General features: G+C 60.3%; 19 protein-coding genes. 9 read left to right on the top strand and 10 right to left on the bottom strand.

The annotated features are described in order from the left end of the window. Window positions 1-68: 68 nt before the first annotated feature. Genes AABM52_RS24665 through AABM52_RS24650 form a run of 4 tightly spaced genes read right to left on the bottom strand, consistent with a single transcriptional unit; the run spans window position 69 to window position 4,459 of the window. Window positions 69-1,232, bottom strand: coding sequence for a DUF4350 domain-containing protein (locus AABM52_RS24665; RefSeq protein WP_347908677.1), 1,164 nt, complete (start codon window positions 1,230-1,232; stop codon window positions 69-71). Continuing rightward, window positions 1,229-2,773, bottom strand: coding sequence for a DUF4129 domain-containing protein (locus tag AABM52_RS24660; RefSeq protein ID WP_347908675.1), 1,545 nt, complete (start codon window positions 2,771-2,773; stop codon window positions 1,229-1,231). The genes AABM52_RS24665 and AABM52_RS24660 overlap by 4 nt, the downstream gene beginning before the upstream one ends. Next, window positions 2,760-3,737 (bottom strand): stage II sporulation protein M, encoded by a 978-nt coding sequence (locus AABM52_RS24655; RefSeq protein WP_347908674.1) that lies wholly within the window; start codon window positions 3,735-3,737, stop codon window positions 2,760-2,762. Before AABM52_RS24655 ends, AABM52_RS24660 begins: the two co-directional genes overlap by 14 nt. Continuing rightward, on the bottom strand, window positions 3,734-4,459 hold the full coding sequence (locus tag AABM52_RS24650; RefSeq protein ID WP_347908672.1) for an RDD family protein: 726 nt from the start codon (window positions 4,457-4,459) through the stop codon (window positions 3,734-3,736). The genes AABM52_RS24655 and AABM52_RS24650 overlap by 4 nt, the downstream gene beginning before the upstream one ends. A gap of 200 nt (window positions 4,460-4,659) precedes the next feature. On the opposite strand from AABM52_RS24650, the gene sbcB reads away from it, so the two are divergent. Further along, window positions 4,660-6,090 (top strand): exodeoxyribonuclease I, encoded by a 1,431-nt coding sequence (sbcB, locus tag AABM52_RS24645; protein ID WP_347908670.1) that lies wholly within the window; start codon window positions 4,660-4,662, stop codon window positions 6,088-6,090. Between the two features lie 99 nt (window positions 6,091-6,189). Here sbcB and mvaT read toward each other — a convergent pair whose 3' ends face one another. Continuing rightward, entirely contained in the window at window positions 6,190-6,567 is a 378-nt protein-coding gene (mvaT, locus tag AABM52_RS24640; RefSeq protein ID WP_007933316.1) for a histone-like nucleoid-structuring protein MvaT, read from the bottom strand. Between the two features lie 336 nt (window positions 6,568-6,903). Between mvaT and purU the strand changes: the two genes are divergently transcribed. Together purU and AABM52_RS24630 are read left to right on the top strand one after the other, a co-directional pair. Further along, complete coding sequence (gene purU / locus AABM52_RS24635; RefSeq protein ID WP_347908668.1) at window positions 6,904-7,752, top strand: formyltetrahydrofolate deformylase; 849 nt, start codon at window positions 6,904-6,906, stop codon at window positions 7,750-7,752. A gap of 86 nt (window positions 7,753-7,838) precedes the next feature. Next, entirely contained in the window at window positions 7,839-8,015 is a 177-nt protein-coding gene (locus AABM52_RS24630) for a hypothetical protein (protein ID WP_347908666.1), read from the top strand. 98 nt (window positions 8,016-8,113) lie between these two features. Here AABM52_RS24630 and AABM52_RS24625 read toward each other — a convergent pair whose 3' ends face one another. Further along, window positions 8,114-10,003: a methyl-accepting chemotaxis protein gene (locus tag AABM52_RS24625; protein WP_347908664.1), complete on the bottom strand. Its 1,890-nt coding sequence runs from the start codon at window positions 10,001-10,003 to the stop codon at window positions 8,114-8,116. Window positions 10,004-10,191: 188 nt separating this feature from the next. Between AABM52_RS24625 and AABM52_RS24620 the strand changes: the two genes are divergently transcribed. Beyond that, complete coding sequence (locus AABM52_RS24620; RefSeq protein ID WP_347908663.1) at window positions 10,192-11,670, top strand: helicase HerA-like domain-containing protein; 1,479 nt, start codon at window positions 10,192-10,194, stop codon at window positions 11,668-11,670. A gap of 119 nt (window positions 11,671-11,789) precedes the next feature. On the opposite strand, the gene AABM52_RS24615 is transcribed toward AABM52_RS24620, so the two are convergent. Beyond that, window positions 11,790-12,245 (bottom strand): DciA family protein, encoded by a 456-nt coding sequence (locus AABM52_RS24615; RefSeq protein ID WP_347908661.1) that lies wholly within the window; start codon window positions 12,243-12,245, stop codon window positions 11,790-11,792. Window positions 12,246-12,552: 307 nt separating this feature from the next. Between AABM52_RS24615 and secA the strand changes: the two genes are divergently transcribed. The 4 genes from secA to AABM52_RS24595 all read left to right on the top strand — a co-directional run bounded on the left by secA (window position 12,553) and on the right by AABM52_RS24595 (window position 18,364). After that, a complete protein-coding gene (secA, locus tag AABM52_RS24610; protein WP_347908660.1) occupies window positions 12,553-15,288 on the top strand; it encodes a preprotein translocase subunit SecA in 2,736 nt (911 codons plus the stop codon). 120 nt (window positions 15,289-15,408) lie between these two features. Then, the gene (argJ, locus tag AABM52_RS24605) at window positions 15,409-16,626 is read left to right on the top strand and encodes a bifunctional glutamate N-acetyltransferase/amino-acid acetyltransferase ArgJ (RefSeq protein WP_347908658.1); all 1,218 of its coding nucleotides are present in this window, start codon (window positions 15,409-15,411) and stop codon (window positions 16,624-16,626) included. Window positions 16,627-16,787: 161 nt separating this feature from the next. After that, window positions 16,788-17,420, top strand: coding sequence for a glutathione S-transferase family protein (locus tag AABM52_RS24600; protein ID WP_347908656.1), 633 nt, complete (start codon window positions 16,788-16,790; stop codon window positions 17,418-17,420). Further along, a complete protein-coding gene (locus AABM52_RS24595) occupies window positions 17,417-18,364 on the top strand; it encodes a Nudix family hydrolase (protein ID WP_347908654.1) in 948 nt (315 codons plus the stop codon). Before AABM52_RS24600 ends, AABM52_RS24595 begins: the two co-directional genes overlap by 4 nt. Window positions 18,365-18,451: 87 nt before the next feature. Here the strand turns inward: AABM52_RS24595 and AABM52_RS24590 are convergent, their stop codons facing one another. Genes AABM52_RS24590 through AABM52_RS24580 form a run of 3 tightly spaced genes read right to left on the bottom strand, consistent with a single transcriptional unit; the run spans window position 18,452 to window position 22,035 of the window. Continuing rightward, entirely contained in the window at window positions 18,452-19,033 is a 582-nt protein-coding gene (locus AABM52_RS24590) for a cob(I)yrinic acid a,c-diamide adenosyltransferase (RefSeq protein ID WP_347908652.1), read from the bottom strand. Between the two features lie 2 nt (window positions 19,034-19,035). After that, window positions 19,036-21,072: an ATP-binding protein gene (locus tag AABM52_RS24585; RefSeq protein WP_347908650.1), complete on the bottom strand. Its 2,037-nt coding sequence runs from the start codon at window positions 21,070-21,072 to the stop codon at window positions 19,036-19,038. Window positions 21,073-21,117: 45 nt separating this feature from the next. Beyond that, a complete protein-coding gene (locus AABM52_RS24580; protein ID WP_347908648.1) occupies window positions 21,118-22,035 on the bottom strand; it encodes a putative 2-dehydropantoate 2-reductase in 918 nt (305 codons plus the stop codon). A gap of 135 nt (window positions 22,036-22,170) precedes the next feature. Here AABM52_RS24580 and AABM52_RS24575 point away from each other — a divergent pair, with 135 nt between their 5' ends. After that, a complete protein-coding gene (locus AABM52_RS24575; protein ID WP_007990750.1) occupies window positions 22,171-22,656 on the top strand; it encodes a YajQ family cyclic di-GMP-binding protein in 486 nt (161 codons plus the stop codon). Window positions 22,657-22,727 lie beyond the last annotated feature (71 nt).

Below are 22,727 nucleotides of genomic sequence, written 5' to 3'. Positions count from 1 at the left end.
GAACGATGCCTGGCTTCCATGGGTTTGTTTCTAATATGGCAGACATCTAACGCTTTCCAAGTACCGGATCACAGGGCATTCCTCAAGGTTTGCAGGTGGGCGACCTGACGGCTGAATTCAACGCTGGAAAGCCGTTGTTTCGGTCGCGGGCTCATGGCCTGGCTGATGGCGCGTGTGGGTTGGCCGGTCAGGCGCGCGAGCACCAGCCATTGTTCGGCAACGCCGAGCTGTTCAAAACCGGGATGGCGACGTCGCACGCGTCGCAGGATGTCTTGCTGCAAGGCTTGCAGCAGGCCGGCCTGACCGTTGCGGCGCAACAGGAAGTCGGCACTGGCGCGCAGGTGCTCCTGCAATTGCCGGCGCGCTTTCGGCGTTGGTTCCAACAGTGGCCCCTGACGCACGCCAAAGTGCCAGAAGCCCAGGCCGATCAAGGCGAACAATGCGACCAGCGCCTGGGGGAAATAACGCAGCAGCAAGGTCGGCAGGCTGTCGTGATCGGTGTTGAAGATCAGGGTCACGCGGGTGTCGGCGGTCAGGTACCAGAGCAGCCAGGCGTTGTCGTACCGGTCGATGGCCGGGGTTTTCCACAGGTCGGCATCGGTGACCACGATGATCGAACCGAGCCCGTGGTCGAGTTGCATCATGTGGGTGGCCCTGGCGCTGTTGGCCCAGGCCAGGGCGAGGTTTTTCGGGTCTTCGAGATGGAATGCGGTATCGAAACCGGCATAGGCCGGGGCGTCTTCGTCTTCGAGATAGAGCTTGGTCAGTAGCGGGTACGGATCATCGCCGATACCCGGCGGTGGGTCCTTGAGGTCTTTGCTCAGGGATTGGTGCAGTTGCACCCGGTCGAGCAGCAGGTCATTGCTATGGCCGAGTTTTTCATTCCACAGCGACTCGGCGACGAACAGAAGCCGCCCGCCGGCCCGGGTCCAGTTCATCACCTGGTCGATCTGCCGTGGGGTCATGTTGCCGCGTTCCCCGAGCAGCAGCAGGCTGTGTTGATGCGGGTCGAGGCTGGGCAGGATGTCGAGGCCGTTGGCGTGGCCGACGCCAAGGCCTTGTTTGCGCAGGAACAACTCTGCCGCCAGATAAGGGTTGGCATTGGCTTCGGGGGAGGGGCCGTGGTCGATTTCGGTCTGGTAGGGAGTAGCCTTGAGGTACAGATAAACGCTCAGCGCAGCCAGCAACACGGCAATCAACGCACCGGCTATCGAGCCCCAGCGCCGACTCAACGGGCAGCCTCCGGGCCGAACAGAACACGCCAACCGTTACACAGATCCTGTTGCACCTGAGCGGGCGGCAGGCGATGCCCGTAGGCCATGTTTTGCCAGTGCCCGGTCAGCTTTTGGCTGTAGGCCAGCAAGGCCGGCTGCTGCAGTAGCTCGACACGCTGAAGCACCTGGCCTTCGGTGTCGGCGGATTTGAGCGCGATCTTGAAGTCGTGCAACAGACGGCTGAGCAGGGCGCGATAAAGCAAGCCGAGCGCTTCGCGTGGATGAGTCTGCCAAAGACTCTCGGCGTGGGCGGCGATGTCGGCGGGCAGGGACTCGGGCTTGAGATCCATGCCGAACGCCTGCTGCGGTAATGGTCCCGTGGCTTTGTTGACGGGAATCGGTCGGCGGCTGACGAAGGCCTGCAACCAGTCGCGATAGCGCCAGATCAACAGGCCGACAGCCCCAATGACAATGCCCCACAGCACGATTTCAATCAGTCTCGCCAATGCCCCGAAACTTTGCCCCTCAAACAGTTTCAGCAGCGCCTTCAACCATTGCGGTGTCTTGCCGTCGTCCGCGGCTTCAACACTCGGTTGCTCTTCGCCAAAGCGGTAGCGCGTGACCGATTCCCGGTTCTTGAAGGGCGGCTGTTCGAGGATCGACTTGATGCTGTCCCTGGAAGCCTGGCTGGTCAGGGGCTGGCCCAGCAGGCGCGGGCTGTCGGGTGAAATCGGCGATTCGGCGGCCCACAGGTTGTGTGTGGTCGGCATCAGCACAATCACGGCCATCAACAGCACAGCGCCTGCACTGACCAGACGCTGGCGCATTCGGCGGAACACCAGTTCGATATCCCAGGCCTCCAGTACGGTGCGCCGGTTCAGGTAAAGGCTGAAGCCGCAGGCGACATAGATCGGCTCCCACACCACCAGCACCAGTGCATAGAAGGCGTTGGTCAGGTGTTCCAGCCAACGCCAGTCCTGGGTGGCCGCCGAGATCAGCGACTGCCAGCTCCAGTCGAGCGCGACCTGTTGTGGCAGCAACAGATAGAACAGCACCATCAAGCCGATCCACAATGCGCCTTCCAGGTGCGCGCCGATGATCGTCAGCCAGCGTGCGGCGCCGGCGTCTCGCTGCAACAGTACCTGTAGACGCTGTTGCCGTTGCTGCCCGTGGAGTCCTTCGAGTTGCACCACCGGCATTACGAAACTGCGGGGCAAACTCAGGCGTCGCCAGGTCAGGCTGGCCAGCAATTGCGGTTTGAGCAGGTGTGGCATTTGGCGCAGGGCCTGCTTGAGCGTGGGCGTTTCACCGAACATGGCCTGGGACAGGATGTACAAGGGCAGGCGTTCGAACGCAGGCTTCAGCCACCAGAAAATGAACACGGCGAGAGAGGGCGAATCCCAGAACCCCCAACTGAGCAGCGCGAAAACCGGCAAGGTGACCAAGGCCCAACTGGTCATCAACAGGCGTCGATGGCGTTGGCTCAGGAGTACCCCGAGGTCCATGGCTTCCCAGGTCGAGCGCGGGCGAATCACCACCGTGGCGTCACTCAGGCGCATGGCGATAACGTCCGGCAAACACGAGATAAACCACCACCAGCAGCCAGAGCGCCGCACCGACCAGATATTTGGTCTGGTGCGAAAGGCCGGTCATTGACGACCAATAGGCTTCGATAAACGCCGCAATCAATAGAAACAGCATGACCCCGCAAATCAGCAGCACGCTCTTGTGCGCCGCCAATCGCATGGCCTCGGCCCGTGGCAGGGGCCCCGGAGCGACCAGGGCCCAGCCCAGCTTCAGACCGGCGGCACCGGCCAGGGCAATGGCGCTGAGTTCGAAAGCGCCATGGCCGATCACGAATGACCAGAAGGTTTGCCCGTAGCCGACGTAGGTCAGGTGCCCGGCCACCGCCCCGATCATCAGGCCGTTGAATATCAGGAAAAACACACTGCCCAACCCAAACAGCAAACCGCTGGCGAAGGTCTGAAAGGCAATGCCGATGTTGTGCATGATGTAGTAGCCGAACATTGCCCAGTCCTCACTGGCGGCTCGCTCTGCCGTGCGCCCGAGGTGACCGGCAACGGGGTCGTACATGCTTTGCATCTCGCTGACCTGTTCGGCGGGGATCAGGTTGTAGATCAGCTCCGGGTACAGGTACACCAGCAGCGCGAAACCGGCCAGGCTGCCAAAGAACATCAGGCTGGCGGCGAGGACGAAACGCCACTGTTCGCGCACCAGTCGCGGAAAGTCGGCCAGGATGAATGCAAGCACGTTGGCCCCAAAACGGCTGCGATGACGGTAAAGCTGTTGGTGTCCGCGCAGCACTTGTTGCTGCAAGGTATCGATCAAAAAGCTGCTGTAGCCGCGCTCCCGCGCCAGTGCCAGGTGTTGGCAGAGGCGTCGATAGTCCTTCGGAAAACTGCCGGCGTCGGTGGCTTTACCGTCCCGTTCCAACTGCTCGAGCAGGTGGGCGAAATGCTCCCATTCGGCCTTGTGCCGGCTTTCAAAAAGGCTTTGCTTCATGTCGGCCCCAACAAGCCACGGGCGATGCCGTTGAGCTCGGCCACCGCCTGCGGAGGCTGGACTTGCAAGGTGTGGGCGAGAATCGAAGCCAGTTCATTGACCCGCGCTTGGGAGAGTTCACCCTGACGCTCGGCAAACCCGAGGATGGCCCGTTGCTCGGTGAGTGTCAGGACAAAGGCCGGGCGGCGGGGCCGGGCTTCGGGGAGTTGGGGGCGTGTATGCGGTCGTTCGCGGTAGATCACCAGGGTCCCGGCGGCGATATCGCCGAGGCGCTTGAAGTGCGGGTGTTGCAGGCAACTGACGGCCCCGAGGAAGTAACCGAACGGCAGCAGGTCGACAACGCGCAGCAGGTTGCGCAGCAGCGACGCGGACCAGCCGACCGGGGTGCCATCGTCGTGCACCACCCGCAAGCCCATCCATTGCTTGCCCGGCGAGCGGCCGTGGTTCAGCACCTCGAACAGCACCATGTACCACCAGCTCACCACGAACAGCAGGATCGAGCCGAGCCCGGCACCCAGTTTGCCGAGCATCGCCAGCACAATGAACAGCACGCCCAGGATCAGGCCGCGCAAACCAAGATCGATGGAGAATGCCAACGCACGGACCATCAACCCGGCCGGGCGCAGTGGCAGGTCGACGCCCTCCGGCGTTTCGACCTGGTACCGCGTATCCAGCGGCGGTGACAGCGGCGCACTCCCTGGCAGTGCTGTGGTCTCGAGCATGGGCAACCTGATGATGTGGCCTTATTCGGGATTGTGTATCCATTCGATGCTAGCAGCCTATTCGAGGGGCGGGGGCGGGGGGAAACGACATAACTATGTATTGCATGGTGAGTCGCGCAAGGTGCTTGAATGACAAGACTACTGGCCGGGGCGGCAGGTGAGCGCCTAGACTTTGCCGATCTTCAGTTCAGGAATCGCCCGTGACCTCCATCTTCTGGTACGACTACGAAACCACTGGCATCAACCCCCGTTGCGACCGTCCGTTGCAAATGGCCGGCCTGCGCACTGACTTCGATCTCAATGAAATCGACGAGCCGGTCAATCTTTACTGCCGGCCCAGTGAAGACATCCTGCCGCATCCGGCTGCGTGCACGATTACGGGGATCACCCCCGGGCAGCTTCAGGCGCAAGGCTTGAGCGAAGCCGATTTCATGACCCGGGTGCACGCCCAGCTCGCGGCGCCCGGCACCTGTGGCGCGGGGTATAACACCTTGCGTTTCGATGACGAGATGACCCGCTACAGCCTGTACCGAAACTTTTTCGACCCCTATGCTCGGGAGTGGCAGGGCGGCAACAGCCGCTGGGACCTGATCGATGTGGTGCGCGCCGCCTATGCCTTGCGCCCCGATGGCCTGGTCTGGCCGACCGATGACGAGGGGCGGGTCACGCTCAAGCTCGAACGCCTGACCGCCGCCAATGGCATCGATCATGGCAATGCCCACGAAGCACTGTCGGACGTACGTGCGACGATCGCCCTGGCGCGCCTGATACGGGAAAAACAGCCAAAGCTGTACGACTGGCTGTTTCAACTGCGCAGCAAACAAAAAGTCATGGACCAGATACGTCTGCTGCAACCTTTGGTGCATGTTTCCGGACGTTTTTCGGCCGCGCGCAACTATGTGGGGGTGGTGTTGCCGCTGGCCTGGCACCCGCGCAACAAGAACGCCTTGATTGTCTGTGACCTGCACCTCGATCCACAGGGGCTGCTCGACCTGGATGCCGAAAGTTTGCGCCAGCGCTTGTATACCCGCCGCGACGAACTGGCCGACGGCGAGTTGCCGGTGCCGTTGAAGCTGATTCACATCAACAAGTGCCCGGTAGTGGCGCCGTTGTCGGTACTTCGCCAGGAAGATCAGCAGCGCCTGGGGCTGGATATGGCGCTGTATCAGCAAAGGGTGTCGCAGCTCAATGACGCCCGGAAAGTTTGGCAGGATAAAGTCCTGGCGATTTATGCCCGCGAAGATTTTTCCCAGAGCCTGGATCCGGAGCAACAGTTATACGATGGATTTATCGGTGACCGGGATCGGCGATTGTGTGAACAAGTCAGAACCGTTGACCCGCTGCAATTGGCACAAGAGCAGTGGCCTTTCGATGACGAACGTTTGCCTGAATTGCTGTTTCGATATCGCGCACGCAACTTTCCCGATACGTTGAATTTCGAAGAGCAAGAGCGCTGGCGAATATTCTGTCAGAAACGTTTGTCAGACCCTGAATGGGGGGCGCCAAATACCCTTGATAGTTTTGTCGAAGCCGCGGCCCAATTGAGCGTTAGTGCTACTGCGTTTCAGCAGGGGGTGCTCAGCGAGTGGCAGGATTATGTCCAGGGACTGCGTCAGCGTTTGAGTCTTTGAAATCGAACATGCCAGGGCTTAAATGCCACGCATAAAAAAACGCCAGCATTTGCTGGCGTTATTTTTTGTCACGGATCCATCTGCGACAAGCTCTGAGGCTTAGCCCAGCAGGGTAGCCCAGCCTTCCACCACGTCACCGCCCCACTTGGCTTTCCACTCTTTCAGAGTCTTGTGGTTGCCACCTTTGGTTTCGATGACTTCACCGTTGTGCGGGTTTTTGTATTGTTTAACTTTGCGAGCACGCTTGGTGCCGGTAGTTTTCACTGCACCGCCGCGTGGTGCCTTGGTTTTGGATTCTGGATCCAGCAGCGCGATGATGTCACGCAGGGACTTGGAGTATTCACCCATCAGGGTGCGCAGTTTGCCTTCGAATTCCAGCTCGGTTTGCAGTTTGTCGTCTTGGGACAGATTCTTCAAACGGGCTTGCAGCTCTTTGATAGCTTCTTCGGTGGCGCGATATTCGTTGATCAAGGACATGGTGACTACCTTATGTTGTACGCTGGATGGCAGGTGACAGTGCGGCAATAATAGTCACGGTGTTTCATCAAGTAAACATTTAAGGCAAGTTTATTTAATTTAATTGCCGGGGTTTTGGCACACATTGGTAATGCAGTTATTAGTGTGGTCCCGGTCTGTCAGATATACATAAATTAACAATTGACCTGTACCGCTAGAGCATCCGGGCGAACCGGTACCGGTACTGCCCACCCTGCCGCACCGACCTTCCGGCAGGGCGAAGCGTCAACAATACTGCAGTTTTGCTGCGCAATCGCTAGAATGGCGGCCTTTGCGAAGTTCTGGAGTTTCCCCCTCATGCGCACTTTTCGTCTGGTGATTTCTTGCCCGGACCGTGTTGGCATCGTTGCCAAAGTCAGTAACTTTCTGGCATCACACAACGGCTGGATCACTGAAGCGAGCCATCACTCGGACAACCTCAGTGGCTGGTTCTTCATGCGTCACGAAATCCGTGCCGACTCCCTGCCATTTGGTATCGAAGCGTTTCGTGAAGCCTTCGCCCCGATCGCCGAAGAGTTCTCGATGGACTGGCGCATCACCGATACCGAGCAAAAGAAACGCGTGGTCCTGATGGCCAGCCGCGAGTCGCACTGCCTGGCCGACTTGCTGCACCGCTGGCACAGCGATGAGCTGGACTGCGAAATTTCCTGTGTGATCTCCAACCATGATGACTTGCGCAGCATGGTGGAGTGGCACGGTATTCCGTACTACCACGTCCCGGTCAATCCGCAGGACAAGCAGCCGGCCTTCGCCGAGGTTTCGCGCCTGGTCAAACAGCACGACGCCGAAGTGGTGGTGCTGGCCCGCTACATGCAGATCCTGCCGCCCGAGCTGTGCGGTGAATACGCGCACAAGGTCATCAACATTCACCACAGCTTCCTGCCGTCGTTCGTCGGTGCCAAGCCGTACCACCAGGCCTCCCTGCGCGGCGTGAAGCTGATCGGCGCGACTTGCCACTATGTGACCGAAGAGCTGGATGCCGGCCCGATCATCGAGCAGGACGTGGTGCGCGTCAGCCACAGCGACAGCATCGAAGACATGGTGCGTTTCGGCCGCGATGTCGAGAAAATGGTGCTGGCCCGTGGCCTGCGTTATCACCTGGAAGACCGCGTGCTGGTGCACGGCAACAAGACCGTCGTCTTCTGACAGACGTACGTCACAGTTGAAATTCGAAGGGCCTGGGCGTTCAATCGCTTCAGGCCCTTCGCCGTTTCTGCACCGAGGACATGATCATGGCCGATCCACTGGACAAAGCCACCTCCAAGGCTCCCGCCACGCTGGGCGAGGGTTGCCTGAGCCGCTACGACCCGGATGACATGGGGCCTGAAACCGGTACGGAGTTTCCTGACGCCGCGCGGTTGTGGGAACAGTTGCAGCAAGAATCCGAGGACAAGCCCAAGCCTGCCTGAGTTTTATCAACTTCATCAGCAGCGGCATGGCTCGCTCCCACAGGTTCAGTGACAACTTTGTGGGAGCGAGCCTGCTCGCGAAGGGGCCAGTTCAGACGCTAGATACGGAAACTGCCTACCAACTGCTTCAACCGCGCCGCTTGCTGCTCAAGGTCCGAGCACGCGCGCAATGTCGATTGCAGGTTTTCCACACCTTCCTGGTTCAGCGTGTTGATTTCGGTGATGTCGACGTTGATCGACTCCACCACGGCGGTCTGTTCTTCGGTCGCGGTAGCCACCGACTGGTTCATGCCGTCGATTTCACCAATACGCAGCGTCACGCTGTTCAGGCGTTCACCCGCGAGGTTGGCGATTTCCACGCTGTCCTGGCTGTGGCGCTGGCTGTCGATCATGGTGCTGACCGATTCCCGGGCGCCGACCTGCAGCTCCTCGATCATGGTTTGCACCTGTTGCGCCGATTCCTGCGTGCGGTGTGCCAGGTTGCGCACTTCGTCCGCCACCACGGCGAATCCACGACCGGCTTCACCGGCGCGGGCGGCTTCAATGGCGGCGTTGAGCGCCAGCAAGTTGGTTTGTTGGGAAATGCTGGTGATCACTTCGAGAATCTGCCCGATGTTCACCGTTTTGCTGTTCAGCGATTCGATGTTGGAACTCGATGCGCTGAGCATGCTCGACAGTTGATTCATCGCCGCGATGCTGCGGTCTACCACTTGCTGGCCGTCTTCGGCCAGGTTGCGGGCATCGCTGGCCTGGTTCGAAGCCTGAGCGGCATTACGGGCAATTTCCTGGGCGGCGGCGCCGAGTTGGTTGATGGCAGCCGCGACGCTGCTGGTGCGCGAGGCTTGCTGGTCGGAGTTGAACATCGACGAGTTGGAAGCGGCCACCACGCGCAATGCCACTTCATTGACTTGCCCGGTGGCCGAGGACACTTCGCGGATCGAGCCGTGAATGCGCTCGACGAAACGGTTGAACGCGGTACCGAGGGTGCCGAATTCGTCATTGTTCTGGATGGTCAGGCGCTTGGTCAGGTCGCCTTCGCCGTCGGCGATGTCGGCCATGGCGCGGGTCATGACGTGCAGCGGCTGGATCAGGATGCGAATCAGCATGCCGAGCAGGGCGATGATGATGGCCACGGCAATGATGGTCGCAACGACAGCCGAGGCGCGGAATTTGCTGAGCATCGAGTAGGCTTTGTCCTTGTCGACCGACACACCGATGTACCAGTTGACCGACGACAAGCCTTTGATCGGGGTGAAAGTCACGATGCGGGTTTTGCCGTCGACCTGGATTTCGCTCATTGCGCTGCTGATGGCCGGCGTGTCTTGCGGGTAGACATCCTTGAGGGACTTCATCGCCAGCGCTTTGTCAGGATGTACCAGGATCTTGCCGTCGGAGCTGACCAGGAAGGCATAACCCATGCCGTCGAAATCCAGCGTGCCAAGGCTGTCGGCGATCACCTGCAAGCTCAGGTCGCCACCGACCACGCCGATGTTCTGGCCGTCCTTGATAACGCTGTCGACAATGGAAATCACCAGCTGGCCGGAGGCCAGATCAATATAAGGCTCGGTCAATGCCGAACCGCTGCTGCCTTGCGCGCTCTTGTACCAAGGGCGTGCACGCGGGTCATAGCCATCGGGCATCTTGCTGTCCGGGCGAATGATGAACGAGCCATCCTTGTTGCCGAGGTAGGCGCCCATGAAGGTCGAGGTGACGGCTTTTTGTACAAGCAGGCTGGAAACGTTGTCGGCATCGGGGTTGAGCGCGACAGTTTGTGACAGGTTTTCAATCAGCAGGCTGCGCCCGTTCAACCAGGTCTGGATATTGTTAGCGGTAACTCCGCCCATTTCCTGCAGATAATTTTCCAGGTCTTCGCGGATGGCATTGCGCTGCAAATAGTCGTTGTACAGGGTGAATGAGGCGAAGGCGGCAATCACAATGAGGGCGGCGGCAAGCAGGATTTTATGGCTGAAACGCAGATTTTTGTTCATGGCTTGGGGTTCCGCTAAGGTCTTAATGTCCAGCGCGTGCTTTTATAAAGGGACGCACGACGGGCAAGGTTGAAAGCAAGTGAATTTTCCGACTCTCCTTAGGGAAATTTCCGACCAGATCGTGTCTGACTGCTTTGTCGTTATTTCTATCGGCCGTGTAGGACCAAAGATTAATCATGGGTGACCAAATGCCTGACTCATTGCAACTCGTTATCGGCGCAGATCTCGAAGGGCAGCCGATTGCCCAGGCCATGCGCCTGGCGAACCGCCACGGTTTGATCGCGGGCGCGACCGGCACCGGCAAGACCGTCACTTTGCAACGACTGGCCGAAGCCTTCAGCGATGCCGGTGTGGCGGTGTTCGCTGCCGACATCAAGGGTGACCTGTGCGGCCTTGGCGCCGCCGGCAACCCCCAGGGCAAGATCGCCGAGCGGATTGCCGGCATGCCCTGGCTCAACCACAAGCCTCAGGCTTATCCGGTGACGTTGTGGGACGTACACGGTCAGTCCGGTCATCCTTTACGCACAACCTTGAGTGAAATGGGGCCGCTGCTGCTGGGCAGCCTGCTGGAGCTGAGCGACAGTCAGCAGTCGGCGCTGTACGCCGCTTTCAAGGTGGCGGACCGTGAAGGCCTGTTGTTGCTCGATCTCAAGGACCTGAAAGCGTTGCTCAATCACCTGCGGGACAACCCCCAGTTGCTGGGCGACGATGCGGCGTTGATGACCACCGGCTCCAGCCAGGCACTGTTGCGACGACTGGCGACCCTGGAGCAACAGGGCGCCGAAGCCTTGTTCGGCGAGCCGGCGCTGCAACTCGAAGACATCCTCCAGCCCACTGCGGATGGCCGTGGGCGCATTCATTTGCTGGATGCCAGCCGCCTGGTACATGAAGCGCCGAAAGTCTACGCGACGTTCCTGCTGTGGCTGCTGGCCGAGCTGTTCGAACAGTTGCCGGAGCGTGGCGATGCCGACAAACCGCTGCTGGCGCTGTTCTTCGACGAGGCTCACCTGTTGTTCAACGGCACGCCCCAGGCATTGCGTGATCGTCTGGAACAGGTCGTGAGGCTGATTCGTTCGAAAGGCGTGGGCGTGTATTTCGTCACCCAGTCGCCGGGTGACCTGCCGGATGATGTGCTGGCGCAGTTGGGCTTGCGCATCCAGCACGGTCTGCGTGCGTTCACGGCCAAGGAGCAGAAGTCCCTGCGCGCAGTGGCCGAAGGTTTCCGCCCGAACCCGGCGTTAGATGCGTTGTCGGTGTTGACCGAGCTCGGGATCGGTGAGGCGCTGGTCGGCACCCTGCAGGAAAAGGGTACGCCGGAAATGGTTCAGCGGGTTCTGGTGGCACCGCCGCAATCGCGGATCGGGCCTTTGACCGATGCCGAGCGCACGGCGTTGATTGCCGGATCGCCTTTGAAAGGGCGTTATGACAAGCCGATAGACCGTGACTCGGCCTATGAGGTGCTTATGGGGCGCAAGGGGCTGGCACCTGAGCCCGAAGCGGAGCAGGGCAAACAGGAGCCGAGTTTCACCGAGCAGGCCGGAGAGTTCCTTGGCACAGCGGCAGGGAAGGCGCTGAAATCGGCGATGCAACAGGCGGCGAACCAGATTGGCCGACAGTTGGTGCGCGGCTTGATGGGCTCATTACTGGGCGGCAGCAAACGCCGATAGCGAGCGGACTCAATCAAATGTGGGAGCGAGCTTGCTCGCGATGGCGGCATATCAGTCAACCTATATGTTGAATGTCATACCGATATCGCGAGCAAGCCCGCTCCCACATGGGTTCTGTGTCAGGTTTTGGTTTTGGCGTGCGCCGCCAACCGCTCCAGCGCGGCCCGCAAATTCGGGTCGCTGATCCCGTCGGCCGTGGCCTGGATGGTCGCTGCCGCGTCGTTGGACAAATCCATGGTATGCCCGGCCGCACCTTGCTGAACGGTCGGCGGTTGAACTTTGAACAGGATCCGGGTCAGATTGGCGAACTCGTCGAACATCTGCAGTTGCCGTTGCAGGCGCTTCTGCTGGTAGCGCAGGCGGGTTGCCCAATGACCGTCGGTGACAATCAGCAACAAACTGCCTTCACGCCAGGAAGCCACGTGGCAATGCTCGCGAGCGGCGGGTTGCAATTGGCTTTCGAGCAAACGTTGCAGATGACCCAGGCGTTGAGCGTGGCCGAGAATGGCCTTCAGCGGCTTGGCTTCGCGTAGTAGAACGGCAGGTACTTTGGCCGTAAGTGGGCGAAATGCCATGATCAGACACCTGAAGTAACAGAGCCGCCATGGTAGCAGAAAGCACCGAATGCACCCGCCCATTGCTTTTGTGGGTGCTTTGCCCATTAAATCAACAACTAACTTCTGCCTTGAACGGCTTGAAGTTGAGCAAAACGCCCTTATTTTAAGTGAGCCCCGTCAAAGCGCTGTGCCAGCATCGTGGAATATCGCCACTTTCCTCTCCATCGTTTCCGGGTAGAATGCTCGTTCGCATGCGGCCATGAGGGCTGCACGGGCGACTCACGGGGCCGCCCTCCATCCCTTTAGTGTGGAAGATCCTGCCGATATGTTTGCGCCTTTGTTAAAGAAACTTTTTGGAAGCAAGAACGAGCGTGAAGTCAAACGCATGCTCAAGACGGTGCAACTCGTCAATGCCTTCGAAGAGCAAATGGTGGCCCTTTCGGACGATCAATTGCGTGCCAAGACCAGCGAGTTCAAGGCCCGCATCGCCAAAGGGGAATCCCTCGACAAACTGCTGCCAGAAGCCTTCGCGGTCGCCCGTGAAGCCGGCAAGCGTGTCATGGGCATGCGCCACTTCGATGTCCAGCTGATCGGCGGCATGACCTTGCATGAAGGCATGATCGCGGAAATGCGTACCGGTGAAGGCAAGACCCTGGTGGCAACACTGGGCGTTTACCTCAACGCGCTGTCCGGCAAAGGCGTGCACGTTGTAACGGTGAACGACTACCTGGCCCGCCGTGACGCCAACTGGATGCGCCCGCTGTATGAATTCCTCGGCATGACGGTCGGCGTGGTTACGCCATTCCAGCCACCGGAAGAGAAGCGCGCGGCCTACGCTGCCGACATCACTTACGGCACCAACAACGAATTCGGTTTCGATTACCTGCGCGACAACATGGCGTTCAGCATGGAAGAAAAATTCCAGCGTGAACTCAATTTTGCCGTGATCGACGAAGTCGACTCCATCCTCATCGACGAAGCCCGTACCCCGCTGATCATTTCCGGTCAGGCCGAAGACAGCTCCAAGCTGTACATCGAGGTCAACAAACTGATCCCGACGCTTGAGTTGCACGTCGAAGAAGTGGAAGGCGAAGTCACCAAGGCCGGCCACTACACCGTCGACGAGAAGACCCGCCAGGTCGAACTCAACGAAGCCGGTCACCAGTTCGTCGAAGAAACACTCACCCGCATCGGCCTGCTGGCTGAAGGCGAGAGCCTGTACTCGGCGCACAACCTGAGCCTGCTGACTCACGTCTACGCCGGTCTGCGCGCACACAAGCTGTTCCATCGCAACGTCGAATACATCGTGCAGGACGGTCAGGTCGTACTGGTCGACGAGCACACCGGCCGTACCATGCCGGGCCGTCGCTTGTCCGAAGGCCTGCACCAGGCCATCGAAGCCAAGGAAAACCTGAACATCCAGGCCGAAAGCCAAACGCTGGCGTCGACCACCTTCCAGAACTACTTCCGTCTGTACAACAAGCTGTCCGGCATGACCGGTACGGCCGACACCGAAGCGTTCGAGTTCCACCAGATCTATGGCCTGCAGGTCATGGTGATTCCGCCGAACAAGCCGCTGGCCCGTAAAGACTACAACGACCTGGTGTTCCTGACCGCCGACGAGAAATACGCGGCAATCGTGGCCGACATCAAGGAAAGCATGGCCGCGGGCCGTCCGGTTCTGGTCGGTACCGCCACCATCGAAACCTCCGAGCACATGTCCAGCCTGCTCGTGAAGGAAGGCATCGAACACAAGGTCCTGAACGCCAAGTTCCACGAAAAGGAAGCCGAGATCATTGCCCAGGCCGGTCGCCCGGGCGCACTGACCATCGCCACCAACATGGCCGGTCGTGGTACCGATATCCTGTTGGGCGGTAACTGGGAAGTGGAAGTCGCTTCCCTGGAAGACCCGACCCCTGAGCAGATTGCCCAGATCAAGGCCGACTGGCAGAAACGTCACCAGCAAGTGCTCGAGTCGGGCGGTTTGCAGGTGATTGCCTCCGAGCGTCACGAATCGCGTCGTATCGACAACCAGCTGCGTGGTCGTGCCGGTCGTCAGGGCGATGCCGGTTCCAGCCGCTTCTATCTGTCGCTGGAAGACAGCCTGATGCGCATCTTCGCCTCTGACCGGGTGAAGAACTTCATGAAGGCCCTGGGCATGCAGCCTGGCGAAGCGATCGAGCACCGCATGGTGACCAACGCCATCGAAAAGGCCCAGCGCAAGGTTGAAGGCCGCAACTTCGACATTCGCAAGCAACTGCTCGAGTTCGACGACGTCAACAACGAACAGCGTAAAGTGATCTATCACATGCGTAACACGTTGCTGGCCGCCGACAACATCGGTGAGACCATCGCTGACTTCCGTCAGGACGTGCTCAACGCCACCGTCAGCGCGCACATTCCTCCACAATCGCTGCCTGAGCAGTGGGACGTGGCCGGTCTGGAAGCTGCGTTGCAGAGCGACTTCGGTGTGGCGCTGCCGATCCAGCAATGGCTCGACGAAGACGATCACCTGTACGAAGAAACCCTGCGCGAGAAACTGATGCAGGAACTGATCGCGGCGTACAACGAGAAAGAAGACCAGGCGGGCGCCGAAGCGCTGCGCACCTTCGAGAAGCAAATCGTTCTGCGCGTGCTGGACGACCTGTGGAAAGACCACCTGTCGACCATGGACCACCTGCGCCACGGTATCCACTTGCGTGGCTATGCCCAGAAGAACCCGAAGCAGGAATACAAGCGCGAGTCGTTCACCCTGTTCTCCGAGTTGCTGGATTCGATCAAGCGCGATTCGATCCGTGTGCTGTCCCACGTTCAGGTTCGCCGCGAAGATCCGATCGAAGAAGAGCAGCGCCTGCGTCAGGAAGCCGAGGCACTGGCCGCTCGCATGCAGTTCCTGCATGAAGAGGCTCCAGGCCTTGAGCACCCGGAAGTGTTGGGTGAAGAGGTCGATGTTGCCCTCGCCACCGCACCGGTTCGCAACGAGCAGAAGCTGGGTCGCAATGAGCTGTGCTACTGCGGTTCGGGCAAGAAGTTCAAGCATTGCCACGGGCAGATTCAGTAAAACCCGTTTCAATCGCTGAAATACCCGCGCCGCGACCGGCTTCTGCCGTCGCGGCGTTTTACCATTCGAACCACCGTTCTGCTGAAACGGTGCAGACATCATTTATAAAGGAGCGCATTCATGGCTGTTGGTCTTGGTCCTTTGCCAACGTTGCACCCGGTTGCCGGTTTTGAACTCGGTATCGCCTCGGCCGGCATCAAGCGCCCGGGGCGCAAGGATGTTGTGGTCATGCGCTGTGTTGAAGGCTCCACGGTTGCCGGCGTGTTCACCCTGAACGCCTTTTGCGCCGCACCGGTGATCCTGGCCAAGCAACGCGTGCAAGGCCCTGTGCGTTACCTGCTGACCAACACCGGCAATGCCAACGCCGGCACCGGCGAGCCTGGCCTGGCCGCCGCCGAGCGCACTTGCGCCAAGCTGGCCGAGTTGACCGGTGTCGATGCCAGCCAGGTGCTGCCGTACTCCACCGGTGTGATCGGCGAGCCGCTGCCGGTCGAGAAAATCGAAGGCGCGCTGCAAGCAGCCCTCGACGACCTGTCGATCCACAACTGGGAAGCTGCCGCCACCGGCATCATGACCACCGACACCCTGCCAAAAGGCGCCAGTCGCCAGTTCCAGCACGATGGTGTGACCGTCACCGTGACCGGCATCAGCAAAGGCGCTGGCATGATCCGTCCGAACATGGCGACCATGCTCGGCTACATCGCCACCGACGCCAAAGTCTCCCGCGATGTGCTGCAAAATCTGATGCTGGACGGCGCCAACAAGTCGTTCAACCGCATCACCATCGACGGCGACACCTCGACCAACGACTGCTGCATGCTGATCGCCACGGGTCAGGCCGCGCTGCCGGAAATCACCCGTGCCGAAGGCGAGCTGTTTGCCAAGCTCAAGCAAGCGGTGTTCGAAGTGTGCATGGACGTGGCCCAGGCCATCGTTCGCGACGGTGAAGGCGCGACCAAGTTCGTCACCGTTGAAGTCAACGGCGGCGGCAATCACCAGGAATGCCTGGACGTCGGTTACACCGTGGCCCACTCGCCGCTGATCAAGACCGCGTTGTTCGCTTCCGATCCGAACTGGGGCCGTATCCTGGCGGCCGTGGGGCGTGCCGGTGTGCCGAACCTGGACGTGAGCAAGATCGACGTGTTCCTCAGCGACGTGTGCATCGCCAGCCGTGGCGCGCGCGCGTCGACCTACACCGAAGCCCAGGGCGCGGCGGTTATGCAGCGGGAAGAAATCACCATCCGTATCGAGTTGGGTCGTGGCGATTGCAGCGAAACCATCTGGACCACCGACCTGTCCCACGAATACGTGAAGATCAACGCCGAGTACCGTACGTAAGACCGAGTCGATCCTATCGCGAGCAGGCTCGCTCCCACAGGTTCAGTGGCGTACACGAATGTTGTGTCCAACGCGGTCACTGTGGGAGCGAGCTTGCTCGCGATGGCGGTTTGCCGGTCAGCCACTAGACTGGCTTGTCCCTAAATCTAAAGGTCCCGAACATGAGCCTGCACCTGATCATCGGCGACAAACTGCATTCCTCCTGGTCCCTGCGCGGCGCTCTGGCCCTCGATCTGGCTGGCGCTTCCTACACCGAAGAACTGATCAAGCTGAACCAGCCAGACACCCGTGAGCGTCTGCTCAAGCATTCGCCGACCTGTAAAGTCCCGCTGCTGAAAACCGGACACGGCACCATCGCCGACTCCCTGGCGATTGCCGAATACCTGGCAGAGCAGTTTCCCGACGCGAGCCTGTGGCCCAAAGACACTGCCGCCCGTGCCCAGGCGCGTTCGGCGTGCGCGCAGATGCACAGTGGCTTTTTCGCCATGCGCGGCAACATGCCGTTCGACCTGAGCCATGACGCCGCGCTGTCGCCGGTCCCGGCCGATGTCCAGGCGGACATCGAGCGCATGTCAGCGTTGTGGGCCGAGTGTCGTGCCGCTGCGACCGAGAGCGGTCCGTACCTGTTTGGCCGTCTCACGTTGGCCGACGCGTTCTTTGCACCCATCGCCGTGCGCCTGCGCACCTATCGGGTGAAACTGTCCGTGGCTGACGAAGCCTATGTTGAAACCCTCTACCAATGGCCAGCGTTCAAGGCCTGGCAGAAGGCTGGACTGGAGGAGCTGGAAAAGTGAAACGAGTCCATGTCGCCGCCGCCGTCATTCGCGATGGCAGTGGCCAAATCCTGATCGCCCGTCGTGCGGATTCACAGCACCAAGGCGGCCTGTGGGAGTTTCCAGGCGGCAAGGTCGAGGCCGATGAGTCGGTCGAAACCGCACTGGCCCGTGAACTTCATGAAGAGCTGGGCATCGTGGTCGGCGCGGCGCGCCCGCTGATCAAGGTCCGGCACGATTACCCGGACAAACAGGTATTGCTGGATGTCTGGGAAGTCTCGGCGTTTACCGGCGAGCCCCACGGTGCCGAGGGACAACCGCTGGCCTGGGTTGCGCCGCGTGATTTGTCGAATTACGAGTTCCCGGCGGCCAATCAGCCGATCGTCGCGGCCGCGAAATTACCTGCCCAGTACCTGATCACCCCGGAAGACCTGGAAACTCCGGCCATGCTGCGCGGCATCCAGAAGGCCATTGCCGGCGGCATCAAGCTGATCCAGCTGCGTGCACCGAACGGTTACGACCCGAAGTACCGCGACCTGGCCGTGGATGCGGTAGGCCTGTGTGCCGGCAAGGCGCAATTGATGATCAAGGGGCCGTTCGAATGGCTGGGCGACTTCCCGTCCGCCGGTTGGCACATTACCTCGGCGCAACTGCGCAAGTACGCAGCGGCGGGCCGACCGCTACCGGCATCGCGCTGGCTGGCGGCATCGTGCCATAACGCTGAAGAGCTGGCGCTAGCCGAGCAGATGGGGGTGGATTTCGTGACCCTGTCGCCGGTGCAGCCAACCCTGACTCACCCAGGCGCCGAGCCATTGGGTTGGGAGCTGGCATCGAGCTTGATCGAGGGCTTCAGCAAGCCGGTGTTCCTGCTCGGTGGTGTTGGCCCGGCTGAGGTCGAGAAAGCCTGGGCGGCGGGTGCGCAGGGTGTGGCGGGGATTCGGGCGTTTTGGCCTGACTCCCAGTGATGCAAATGGCCTCATCGCGAGCAAGCTCGCTCCCAAAGTGGATTGTGGGAGCGGGCTTGCTCGCGAAGGGGCCCTGAGAGGCGCCGGCTAAACCTCAGGCTTCGCCGCAGGTTGCCAAAGAATCTCCGCCACACCCTGACGCTTGGCAATCAGCCGCGCCACCACGAACAACAAATCCGACAACCGATTGATGTACGCCAGGCCAACCCCGGCCAACGGCTCAATCGCATTGAGCTGCTGACAGCGCCGCTCTGCGCTGCGTGCCAGGCTGCGGCAGACATGGGCTTGGGCAATCAGCGTCGAACCGCCGGGCAAAATGAAGTTTTCCAGCGGCCCCAGCTCTTCATTCCACACATCGATCGCCGCTTCCAGGCGTTCGATTTCCGCTGCATTCAGCGCCTGATACACCGGCATCGCCAGTTCGCCACCCAGATCAAATAACCGATGCTGGCAGGGAGCCAATACCTCGATCACTTCGTTCAAGCCTGGAAACTGTCCAGTTTCGGCCGCCAGCCCGGCCAGAAGCACCCCAACCTGGCTGTTCAGCGTATCGACCTCGCCAATTGCTTCAATGCGCGGGTGATCTTTCGGTACGCGACGACCATCGCCCAGCCCGGTTTCGCCTTTGTCGCCAGTGCGGGTGTAAATCTTCGACAAACGAAAGCCCATGGTTACCTCGATAGCAGATTGAGTTGTTGCGAAACGGGCGGCGTGCTCGCCAGAGGCAGGCGCAAGGTGAAGCTAGTGCCTTGGCCCAGGGTCGATTGCACTTCCATCTGCCCCTTGTGGTTATTGGTGATGATGAAGTACGACACCGACAGGCCAAGCCCGGTGCCCTGGCCGATTTCCTTGGTGGTGAAGAAGGGTTCGAAGGTCCGTTTGCGCACGTTTTCGCTCATGCCGATGCCGTTGTCCTCGACCTGAATTTCCGCCCATGGCGGATTCAGCCTGGTGCGCAGGATGATCCGCCCCGGCTCGCTGTCGTCTTCGCGCTGGTGAATGGCTTGCGCGGCGTTTTTCAACAGATTGAGCAGCACTTGCTCCAGTTCGTTGGCGGTGCCGGGGACCGGTCCCAGGGCCGGATCGAACTGGCGAATGATGGCCTGGCCCTTGAAGTCGAAACCGATCGCCAGGTCGAAATCGTTACCAGCGATCTCCACTGCCTGGTCGATCAGGGCGGGTAGGTCGCACGGGGCCATCTGGCGGGTACTGCGACGGCTGAAGCTGAGCATGTGGGTGACGATTTTCGCCGCCCGGGCACCGGCCTGCTGGATGCCGTCGAGCAACTGTGGCACTTCGCGGATTTGCAGGTACTGATTGACCGTCGCCAGTTCGATGCCGGCCTGTTCGGCCACTTCGAGGTTCTTCGGCAAATCGGGCGACAGGCGCCGGCGAATGTTTTGCACGTTGTGCAGGATCGCGCCCAGCGGGTTGTTGATCTCGTGGGCCATGCCGGCGGCCAGGCCACCCACCGAAAGCATTTTCTCCGACTGCACCATCATCTCTTCCAGGGACAGGCGCTGGGTGATGTCATCGATCCGGATTACCACGCCACGCCCGGCACCGCCCATCAACGGGTAGAAAGTCAGGGCGTAGTGGCGGGGGTCGTCATCCTTGAGCCAGGTGACACGCTCGATCTTGGCCACCGTATGCTGCTCGACCGTTTCCTTCAGTTGCGGCAGGAATGGCTTGAGCGGTTCGAAGGCGAGGAAGATAGGCTGGTTCAAGGCTTCATCGAGGCGCGTGCCGGAGAGGGCGCTGGCCTCCTGGTTCCATTGCGTCACGTAGAGTTGTTCGTCGAGGGCGATCAGCGCCGACGGCATGGAGTCGATGATGCTGTTGAGGTAGTTCTGGAAACCGGTGAGCTTTTTCTCGATCTTGCTGCGCACCTGGACTTCGAGCTCCAGTTTGCGGTTGGTGTGGCGGGTTTCTTCCGCCAGACCCTGGGCCTGGTCGTAGGCTGCCTGGGAGTCGTCCCTGGCCCGCTTGAGTTGCTGCTCCCTGGCCTCAATCCGCGAGAGCATGGTATTGAACGCCTCGGCGAGGCTGCCGATTTCATCGTGGTTTCCGCGCGAAGCACGCAGTGCGTAGTTTTCTTCACGGGTGACCTGCCGGGACAACTCTTCGAGCTGGTGGATCGGCCGGGTAATCAGGCGCTTGATCTGGCGGGCAATGATCAGCCACAGCAGCACGCTGAAGATCAGAATCCCCAGGCTGGCCGTCAGGGTCCCGGTGTAGAACGCCATTGGCAGTTCGCTCGTGGCCACCAACAATAGGTGCCCTGGTGCCGCACCGGTGCGGGGCAGAGGGATGACTTGGTTGGTACGAAACTCGGTGGCCTGCCAGTCTTCGATATGCCGGAAACGCTTCGGCAGCTCCAGGTTGTCGCCATGTTGCAATTGCGCCAATCGCTCGCCCTTTGCGTCATACAGGGCTGCCGCGCGCAACGGCGAATAGCTGTTGAGTTCATTCAGCAGGCGCTCGGCGCTTTGGGGGGATTCCAGGGCTTCGGAGGCCAGGCTCGGGTTGGACACCAGCCGGCCGATAGTCTGCAGGGCCTGGGGCGCCATGCTTTCCTGGGAGATGTAGTAGGCGGCGCTGATAAAGGTCAGGTTGGCAACCAGCAGGACGGTGACCATCAGTACCAGCAGGGCGGCCAGCAGTTTCTGGCCGACGGGCAGGTTTTCAAGGCGCTGGCGCAATGGCATCGGATTCATCGCAGAATAGGAACAAGTGGCCAGCGTAGCCGCTGCTCAGTCGCTGGGCAATCCAAGGCTTTGCAGGCGAGCGATCAACCTTGCCTCAAGTTGATTGAGGTGAGGCAGGTTCAGTTGATGGCGCCCGGCCACTTTGCAGGCATAACCGAGCAAGTAGCTGATTTCCGTGCGGCGCTGGCTCGTGACGTCCTGATGCATCGAGGAGTAGTTGGCTGCGGTGGCGTGGATCACCCGTTCGACTTCCTGCTGCAGGTTTTCGGCGGCTGCCGGCTGACCACAACGCTCGAGCAACTCCACCAGTTCACCGCACAGGGTGGCGACTTCGCAGTGATGTAGCTGCAAGCCGCCGTTGCGGCAATCGTGCAGCACCGTCAGCGGATTGATCGCACAGTTGAGGGCAAGTTTGCGCCACAGCCTGGTCAGGATTTCTGTGCTCCACTCGTGAGGGATGCCGGCAGCGCTCAGGTCATCGAGCCAGATCGGCGCCACCGGATGGCTCGCGTCTCCCAGCCAGGTGAAGCCATGCCCGGCAAACACCACGCGCCAATCGCCATCGCGGAAGGCACCTTCGGTGCTCGAGGCATAGATGCAGCGTGCCTGAGGAACCTTTGCGGCCACCGCGTCCTGACTGCCCAGGCCATTTTGCAGCAGGATCAGTTCGGCGCCTGGGGCCAGGCGTGGCGCCAACCGGGCCACCGCACTTTCGGTATCGTAGGCTTTGCACGCCACCAGCAGGCGGTTGATCGGTTGGGTGCCGTCGGCTGTCTCGGCGGGCACGGCATAGTGTCGCGCCTCGCCGTGTTCAACCAGTGTCAATCCACCGGCCGCTTCATAGGCCTGCAGTCTCGCGGTGTCCCGCAGGACCAGCCTGACTGGCACTCCAGCCCGTGCCAGACGTGTCGCCCATAAAGTGCCGAGGCTGCCGGCGCCCAGTACATGCCAGGTGGTGGACATCAGCTTTTTGCTCTGTTTAAGGCGTGCATCGGCAGCTCGCAGTGAATGATGGGAAAGACCCGTTATAATCAGCGCGGATTTTAACCGCAAGCCAGGCGTGCTCCATCAGTGCGCCTTTAAATTTGGAGAGATTACATGCCGTCGTTCGACGTGGTATCCGAACTGGACAAACACGAAGTCACCAACGCGGTCGAGAACGCCGTCAAGGAACTCGATCGTCGTTATGACCTGAAAGGCAAAGGCAGCTTCGAGTTCAAGGAAAAAGACCTGACCGTCAACCTGACCGCCGAAGCGGATTTTCAGCTCGAAGCGATGATTGAGATCCTCAAGCTGGCGCTGGTCAAGCGCAAAATCGATGTGCAGTGCCTTGAAGTCAAGGACGCGTTTGCGTCGGGCAAGCTGATGAAGCAGGACGCCGTCCTCAAGGAAGGCATCGACAAGGAGTTGGCGAAGAAGATCGTCGCTCACGTCAAAGACGCCAAGCTCAAGGTCCAGGCCGCCATCCAGGGTGAGCAAGTGCGCATCACCGGCAAAAAGCGTGATGACCTGCAAGAAGCCATTGCAGTGCTGCGGGCCAAGGAGTTCGGTATGCCGCTGCAGTTCAACAACTTCCGCGACTGAGTCTGAAAGCGGGAACCTCTTGGCGTTTGTGACGTCGCAGACCCAAGCAACGGCAGAAACGATTGAGCCCG

The sequence above is a fragment of the Pseudomonas grandcourensis genome, assembly GCF_039909015.1.
GTDB classification, from domain to species: domain Bacteria; phylum Pseudomonadota; class Gammaproteobacteria; order Pseudomonadales; family Pseudomonadaceae; genus Aquipseudomonas; species Aquipseudomonas grandcourensis.
The sequence above is the reverse complement of the archived record's forward strand: the minus strand, read 5'-3'. Positions and strand labels throughout refer to the sequence as shown.

Excerpts from the sequence above, each read along its gene's own strand:
- mvaT (WP_007933316.1), bottom strand. The coding sequence starts at position 6,567 with ATGTCCTTGATCAACGAATATCGCGCCACCGAAGAAGCTATCAAAGAG.
- AABM52_RS24575 (WP_007990750.1), top strand. The coding sequence starts at position 22,171 with ATGCCGTCGTTCGACGTGGTATCCGAACTGGACAAACACGAAGTCACC.
- argJ (WP_347908658.1), top strand. The coding sequence starts at position 15,409 with ATGGCTGTTGGTCTTGGTCCTTTGCCAACGTTGCACCCGGTTGCCGGT.
- AABM52_RS24585 (WP_347908650.1), bottom strand. The coding sequence starts at position 21,072 with ATGCCATTGCGCCAGCGCCTTGAAAACCTGCCCGTCGGCCAGAAACTG.
- AABM52_RS24580 (WP_347908648.1), bottom strand. The coding sequence starts at position 22,035 with ATGTCCACCACCTGGCATGTACTGGGCGCCGGCAGCCTCGGCACTTTA.
- AABM52_RS24615 (WP_347908661.1), bottom strand. The coding sequence starts at position 12,245 with ATGGCATTTCGCCCACTTACGGCCAAAGTACCTGCCGTTCTACTACGC.
- AABM52_RS24625 (WP_347908664.1), bottom strand. The coding sequence starts at position 10,003 with ATGAACAAAAATCTGCGTTTCAGCCATAAAATCCTGCTTGCCGCCGCC.
- AABM52_RS24660 (WP_347908675.1), bottom strand. The coding sequence starts at position 2,773 with ATGCGCCTGAGTGACGCCACGGTGGTGATTCGCCCGCGCTCGACCTGG.
- secA (WP_347908660.1), top strand. The coding sequence starts at position 12,553 with ATGTTTGCGCCTTTGTTAAAGAAACTTTTTGGAAGCAAGAACGAGCGT.
- AABM52_RS24590 (WP_347908652.1), bottom strand. The coding sequence starts at position 19,033 with ATGGGCTTTCGTTTGTCGAAGATTTACACCCGCACTGGCGACAAAGGC.
- AABM52_RS24600 (WP_347908656.1), top strand. The coding sequence starts at position 16,788 with ATGAGCCTGCACCTGATCATCGGCGACAAACTGCATTCCTCCTGGTCC.
- purU (WP_347908668.1), top strand. The coding sequence starts at position 6,904 with ATGCGCACTTTTCGTCTGGTGATTTCTTGCCCGGACCGTGTTGGCATC.
- AABM52_RS24620 (WP_347908663.1), top strand. The coding sequence starts at position 10,192 with ATGCCTGACTCATTGCAACTCGTTATCGGCGCAGATCTCGAAGGGCAG.
- AABM52_RS24630 (WP_347908666.1), top strand. The coding sequence starts at position 7,839 with ATGGCCGATCCACTGGACAAAGCCACCTCCAAGGCTCCCGCCACGCTG.
- AABM52_RS24655 (WP_347908674.1), bottom strand. The coding sequence starts at position 3,737 with ATGAAGCAAAGCCTTTTTGAAAGCCGGCACAAGGCCGAATGGGAGCAT.
- AABM52_RS24650 (WP_347908672.1), bottom strand. The coding sequence starts at position 4,459 with ATGCTCGAGACCACAGCACTGCCAGGGAGTGCGCCGCTGTCACCGCCG.